Raw genomic sequence first — 5,608 nt, forward strand, 5'->3', positions numbered from 1 at the left:
CCGATGTACTGCCCGGCGCCGGGACAGGACCGGCTTTCGAGCCCGCGCTTCGTCCTCCGGTGGGGTGGATCGATCAGGACGACGGCCGGATCGCCCTCGGCGCGGCCGTGCCGCTGGGTTCGCTGCCGGCCCGCGTCGCGGAGTTCCTCGCCGCAATCGAGGCGCCGCTGGTGATCACGCCGTGGCGCTCGCTGCTGGTGTGTGATCTCGACGCGGGTGTCGCCGACGTGGCGCTGCGGGTGCTCGCGCCGATGGGACTGGTGTTCGACGAGGCCTCGCCCTGGTTGTCGGTGAGCGCCTGTGTGGGCAGTCCGGGTTGCGAGCATTCCGCGGCCGACGTGCGTGCCGACGCCGCGGCTGTGGCGGAAAGCGGCGAAACGGTCACGCAGCACCGTCACTTCGTCGGTTGCGACCGGGCCTGCGGCGCCCCGCCAGGCGGTGAGGTGCTGGTCGCCACCGCAGACGGATATGTTGCGCGCCCACCTCAGCCTCTAAGGTGAGCGGGTGCTGGACTACGTTCGCGACGCTGCCGAGATCTACCGGCAGTCGTTCGCGGCCATCCGCGCCGAAGCCGATCTGACCCGTTTCCCGTCCGACGTCGAACGTGTCGTGGTCCGGCTGATCCACACCTGCGGGCAGGTCGACGTCGCCGAACACGTCGCCTACACCGACGATGTCGTCATCCGCGCCGCGGCGGCGCTGGCGAATGGCGCTCCGGTGCTGTGCGATTCGTCGATGGTGGCCGCCGGGATCACGACTGCACGGTTGTCCGTCGCCAACGAGGTCGTGTCGCTGGTCGCGGACCCGCGCGCCGCCGCACTGGCCGCCCGCACACACACCACCCGATCGGCGGCCGCGGTGGAACTGTGGGCTGACCGGCTGGCCGGGGCGGTCGTAGCGATCGGCAACGCGCCCACCGCGCTGTTCCGGCTGCTCGAACTGGTCGACGAGGGCGTGCCGGGACCGGCAGCGGTGCTGGGCGGACCGGTCGGCTTCGTCGGGTCCGCGCAGTCCAAGCAGGAGTTGATCGACCGCCCGCGCGGCATGTCGTATCTGGTGGTGGCCGGCCGTCGCGGTGGCAGCGCGATGGCCGCCGCTGCCGTCAACTCCGTCGCGGCGAGCCGCGAATGACCTACCGTGGCACACTTTTCGGTGTCGGACTGGGTCCGGGCGACCCGGAATTGGTCACGGTCAAAGCCGCCCGGGTGATCGGCGAAGCCGACGTGGTCGCCTATCACAGCGCCCGGCACGGCCGCAGCATCGCCCGCGCTATCGCCGAGCCGTACCTGCGGCCCGGACAGATCGAGGAGCATCTCGTCTACCCGGTCACCACCGAGGTCACCGACCATCCCGGCGGCTACGCCGGGGCACTGGAAGATTTCTACACTCACGCCACCGAACGGATCGCCGCGCATTTGGCCGCAGGCCGCAACGTGGCGCTGCTGGCCGAGGGCGATCCGCTGTTCTACAGCAGCTACATGCATCTGCACACCCGGCTCACCGAGCGGTTCGACGCGGTGATCGTGCCGGGAGTGACGTCGGTGAGTGCCGCGTCGGCGGCGACCGCCACACCGCTGGTGGCCGGTGACGAGGTGTTGTCGGTGCTGCCGGGCACGCTGCCGGTCACCGAACTCGCGCGCCGGCTCGCCGACACCGACGCCGCCGTGGTGATGAAACTCGGGCGCTCGTTTCCGGCCGTGCGGGAAGCGATTTCGCAGGCGGGCCGGCTGGACGACGCGTTCTACGTAGAGCGGGCCAGCACACCGGGACAGCAGGTGCTGCGCGCCGGTGACGTCGACGAGACCAGCGTGCCGTACTTTTCGCTGGTGCTGCTGCCTGGCGGACGGCGAGATGATTCGCAGCCCGGCACCGTCGCGGTGGTGGGTATGGGTCCCGGGCACAGCGACTGGATCACGCCGCAGAGCCGCCGTGAGTTGGCCGCCGCCACGGATCTGATCGGATACGGCCCGTACCTGGACCGTTTACCGGTCCGCGATGGCCAACAGCGCCACCCGAGCGATAACACCGATGAGCCTGCCCGTGCACGACTGGCCTGCTCGCTGGCCGAGCAGGGCCACGCCGTTGCGGTGGTGTCCTCCGGCGACCCCGGGGTGTTCGCGATGGCCACCGCGGTGCTCGAGGAGGCCAAGCAGTGGCCGGGCGTCGACGTGCGGGTGATTCCGGCGATGACGGCTGCTCAGGCCGTCGCCAGCCGGGTCGGCGCCCCGCTCGGCCATGACTACGCGGTGATTTCGCTGTCCGACCGGCTCAAGCCGTGGGAGGTGATCGCCGCACGGCTGACCGCCGCCGCTGCCGCCGATCTGGTGCTGGCGATTTACAACCCCGCTTCCAAGACCCGGACCTGGCAGGTCGCCGCGATGCGCGAGCTGCTGCTCGCCCACCGTGACCCAGGAACACCGGTGGTGATCGGCCGCGACGTGTCCGGGCCGGGTGAGCACGTCACGGTGGTGCGGTTGGGCGACCTCAACCCGGCCGAGGTCGACATGCGTTGCCTGCTCATCGTCGGCTCGTCGCAGACTCAGTGGTACGCCACGGATTCCGTTGATCGGGTGTTCACGCCGCGGCGTTATCCGTCATAGGCTTCTGCCGACATCGCCTCGGCCATCGCGATTTGGCGCTCGAAACCTTCCAGTGTCGCATGATTTGCGCCGCCAAAATACTTGTCATAGCTGGCCACTCGGCGCTGGGGTGCCCGGCTGCCAGGACGGATCTCGACCCAGGGCAGCAAGAAGCCTGGACTGGATGTCAGCGTCGTCGTCAACGACGATCGGTGCCGCGAACATGCCAGTTCCGGTTAGGGCGTTACGGTTTGTGGGCAGTCGGCTGAGGAACATCGCGCACCAGCCAGGATCCAGCCGGTCGTCTGCCTCGACCGCGCGAGCCAGATCCCAAGTGTGCACCAGAACGTCTTGAGTGAGCCGCGGCACCAGGTAGGTCGCGTCGAGCTGGGTGGCGGGGCTGGTTCCGACGGCAGGGATCGCGATGAGGCGTCCGAACAGGCCGTCCCGGGCAAACGCCTCGCGCACCCGGTCGACCGTCAGCTCCCACCGTCGGCGCGGGTCGCCACGAGGCCGATCCGGCTTCAATCCGAGTGGCCGCAGCAGCATGTCGTGGAAGCCGATCACGTGCTCGACCACTGCTCGGGCGTCCCAGCTCTGGCACGGCGTGGGACGGTCCCACTTTCCGGCGCCGAGGCTGACTGGGTCGCTGAAACGTCGGCACACCGCTAAGTGGAGGGTGGCAATGTCGCGGCCTTCGCGGCTCGAAACAGCTGACATATCGACCACATCCGTCATGCTCACCTTGGGAGATACCTTGCCTGCAATGTGATAATGAAAGCAAAATCACTCCCGGGCCACGCGTCCGATGCTCGCCAGGACCCAATTTACCGCGTCCGCTACGGTCGTCACCGTCGTCGCATTCGGTGGCAGCGGCGGCCGCGCAACCATCACCACCGGAAGGCCCAGCGCCGCCGCGGCGTCGAGCTTCGCCCGGGTCATATCGCCGCCGCTGTTCTTGGTCACCAGCGCGTCAATCCGGTGCTCACGCATCAGCGCGTGCTCGTCGTCATAGCGGTACGGCCCGCGAGACAGCAGCAGTTGGTGGCGACGGGGCAAGGCTGCCGCGTCGGGCGCGGTGACGGCGCGGATCAGAAACCAGGCCCCGCTGCCGGCGAACGGCGCCGCACCGGATCGGCCGGTGGTGAGAAAGACCCGGCAAAAGCCTTCATTGGCAACGGTTTGCGCCGCTTCATCGTCGGACGGCACCATGATGGCCGCACCGGGATCCCACGCCGGTCGGGCCAGCACGACATACGGGAGCCGCAATTCTTGGCAAACCCGGGCAGCATGGGCGGTGATGGTGGCGGCGAACGGGTGGGTGGCGTCGACGACGGCGTCGATGCGTTCGTCGCGCAACCAGCGCCGCAGGCCGTCGACACCGCCGAACCCGCCGATACGCACCGCGCCGACGGGCAGCGCCGGATCGGGCACCCGCCCGGCCAGCGAACTGATGACGTCGACGCTCACGTGCAGCCGGGCGGCCAACGCCCGCCCCTCGGCGGTGCCGCCGAGCACCAAGACGCGCATCAATGTGTCCGTCGCCTCGACACCGAGTACAGGTAGCTGTCGGTGAACCCTTCCGCGGCCAGCACATCGCCGACGACAATGACTGCGGTTTTGGTGATCTCGGCATCGTGCATCTGCTCGGCGATATCGGTCAAAGTGCCGCGCAGCACACGTTGTTGCGGCCAGCTCGCGAAAGCCACGACTGCAGCAGGTGTTTCGGCCCGGTAGCCGCCGGCCAGCAGTTGCGGGACGACGGCTTCGATCTGGGCGGCGGCCAAGTGCAACACCAGGGTGGCCCCGGAGCGGGCCAACGCGGCGAGGTCCTCACCTGCCGGCATCGGCGTCGACACCGTCGCGACCCGCGTCAGCGTCACCGTCTGCGCGACGGCGGGCACGGTGAGCTCGCGCTTCAATGCGGCGGCAGCCGCCGCGAAAGCCGGTACCCCGGGTACGATTTCGTAGCCGACGCCGGCCGCGTCGAGTCGGCGGCACTGCTCGGCCAGCGCGCTGTACAGCGAGGGGTCCCCCGAATGCAGCCGGGCCACATCGTGGCCCGCTGCGTCGGCGGTCACTAGTTCGGCGATGATCTGTTCAAGGGTCAGCGGCCCGGTGTCGACGATCTTGGCGTGCGGCGGGCACAGCGACAGCAGATCGTCGGGCATGATCGAACCGGCGTACAGGCACACCGGGCATCGACTCAGCAGCCGCTGCCCGCGGACGGTGATCAGGTCGGCGGCGCCGGGGCCTGCGCCAATGAAATAGACCGTCACCGCTTCGTGAGCTCCCACTGGGTGATCGGCAAATGAGGACGCCAGGTGGTGAACCCGCCCAGTGGCTCGCCCTGGTAGTGCTGAAAGCGCTGCAACTTCCCGCCGAAGCGCGAATGATGCTGCACCAATAACGCTTCGGATTCCGCGGTGACGCCGTTGGCGACCAGCCGCCCGCCGCCGGGCAGGTGCTGCAGGCAGGCGTCGAGTAAACCGGGTTGGGTGAGGCCGCCGCCGACGAAGATCGCCGAGGGTGCCCCGGCGCCCTCGAACGCTTCGGGCGCTTCGCCGCGCAGTTCGATATTGACACCGAACATCTCGATATTGCGGTGAAGCCTGTTGCGCCGCAAGATGTCACGCTCATACCCCACCGCGGTGCAGCCGGGCCAGCTGCGACACCACTCGACAGCGATGCTGCCGGAGCCGGCGCCGACATCCCACAACCGTTCTCCGGGCCGCGGCGCCAGCGCCGCCATCGTCACCGCCCGCATCGCGTGTTTGGTGATCTGCCCGTCGTGGTGAAACGCATCGTCAGGCAGTGGAGACACCCGCTCGTCTGGCAGGTAGCGCACCGCGACCACGTTCAGATCGTCGATGTCGACGGGCGGATCAGCGGCCCACTGTCGCGCGGTGCCGTCGCGACGGCGCTCCTGCGGGCCACCGAGCTGCTCGAGGACGGTCAGCTCGGAGTCCGCGCGGCCGTGCGCGTCCAGCAACACCGCCAGCGTCTTGGCCGTGGCGTGGTCGCCGGAC

The 5,608-nt window shown here is 69.1% G+C and carries 6 protein-coding genes and 1 pseudogene; 3 read left to right on the top strand and 4 right to left on the bottom strand.

The window, feature by feature from the left end; all coding sequences use genetic code 11:
• The 3 genes and pseudogenes from WA317_RS15405 to WA317_RS15415 all read left to right on the top strand — a co-directional run.
• Positions 1-500: pseudogene (locus tag WA317_RS15405) on the top strand (precorrin-3B synthase); the annotation flags it as partial.
• Positions 501-504: 4 nt separating this feature from the next.
• Positions 505-1,131, top strand: a complete 627-nt coding sequence (locus WA317_RS15410) for a precorrin-8X methylmutase (RefSeq protein ID WP_425173856.1) — start codon at positions 505-507, stop codon at positions 1,129-1,131.
• Complete coding sequence (locus WA317_RS15415; RefSeq protein WP_425173857.1) at positions 1,128-2,600, top strand: precorrin-2 C(20)-methyltransferase; 1,473 nt, start codon at positions 1,128-1,130, stop codon at positions 2,598-2,600. The genes WA317_RS15410 and WA317_RS15415 overlap by 4 nt, the downstream gene beginning before the upstream one ends.
• A gap of 84 nt (positions 2,601-2,684) precedes the next feature.
• Here the strand turns inward: WA317_RS15415 and WA317_RS15420 are convergent, their stop codons facing one another.
• From WA317_RS15420 to cbiT, 4 genes are all read right to left on the bottom strand, one after another.
• Entirely contained in the window at positions 2,685-3,317 is a 633-nt protein-coding gene (locus WA317_RS15420) for a TIGR03086 family metal-binding protein (protein WP_425173858.1), read from the bottom strand.
• A 48-nt stretch (positions 3,318-3,365) separates the two neighbouring features.
• Positions 3,366-4,109, bottom strand: a complete 744-nt coding sequence (locus WA317_RS15425) for a cobalt-precorrin-6A reductase (RefSeq protein ID WP_425173859.1) — start codon at positions 4,107-4,109, stop codon at positions 3,366-3,368.
• A complete protein-coding gene (gene cobM, locus WA317_RS15430; RefSeq protein WP_425173860.1) occupies positions 4,109-4,858 on the bottom strand; it encodes a precorrin-4 C(11)-methyltransferase in 750 nt (249 codons plus the stop codon). The genes WA317_RS15425 and cobM overlap by 1 nt, the downstream gene beginning before the upstream one ends.
• The coding region (cbiT, locus tag WA317_RS15435) for a precorrin-6Y C5,15-methyltransferase (decarboxylating) subunit CbiT (protein ID WP_425173861.1) at positions 4,855-5,608 on the bottom strand (754 nt) is incomplete at its 5' end. The genes cobM and cbiT, both read right to left, overlap by 4 nt.

The organism is Mycobacterium sp., assembly GCF_049802695.1.
In the GTDB taxonomy this organism is placed as follows: Bacteria; Actinomycetota; Actinomycetes; order Mycobacteriales; family Mycobacteriaceae; genus Mycobacterium.

What these genes read in the sequence shown, in the direction of transcription:
- WA317_RS15425 (WP_425173859.1), bottom strand. Translation starts at nt 4,109, where the DNA reads ATGCGCGTCTTGGTGCTCGGCGGCACCGCCGAGGGGCGGGCGTTGGCC.
- WA317_RS15415 (WP_425173857.1), top strand. Translation starts at nt 1,128, where the DNA reads ATGACCTACCGTGGCACACTTTTCGGTGTCGGACTGGGTCCGGGCGAC.
- WA317_RS15420 (WP_425173858.1), bottom strand. Translation starts at nt 3,317, where the DNA reads ATGACGGATGTGGTCGATATGTCAGCTGTTTCGAGCCGCGAAGGCCGC.